Source organism: Cognatundibacterium luofuense (genome assembly GCF_018139685.1).
Classification (GTDB): Bacteria; Pseudomonadota; Gammaproteobacteria; order Burkholderiales; family Burkholderiaceae_D; genus Undibacterium; species Undibacterium luofuense.
The window spans coordinates 1-280 of record NZ_JAGSPN010000666.1 but is presented as its reverse complement, the minus strand read 5'-3'; the positions used below and the strand labels follow the sequence as shown (position 1 = coordinate 280).

1 protein-coding gene is annotated in these 280 nt (G+C 57.1%); it reads left to right on the top strand.

The window, feature by feature from the left end:
- Positions 1-24 precede the first annotated feature (24 nt).
- Positions 25-280 (top strand): hypothetical protein (locus KDM89_RS22110; protein WP_212689885.1); only part of this gene is annotated, 256 nt, incomplete at its 3' end.

The window sequence follows — 280 nt, the reverse complement described above, 5'->3', positions numbered from 1 at the left end:
CGCAGCGCGCCCTGGCAATGGGGCATGCAACACCAAGTCAGCCAGTGTCTGCTGGGTGCGAATCTGACCACTGAAGATCAGCACAGTTTTTTTTTGGAGTACTGGTATGACGGCAGTGCGCGCAGTCAGTCCGACTGGCAGCAGTGGCTGCAGCATAACCAGCGCTTACAAGTGATCGCGAGGCAAGCTGAATGGCAGACTGCGGCAGCGGCGAATCTGGCCTGGCAAAATACCGCATTTAACGCAGCCAGCAATCTGCGTCGCCACAATCTGTTTGCGC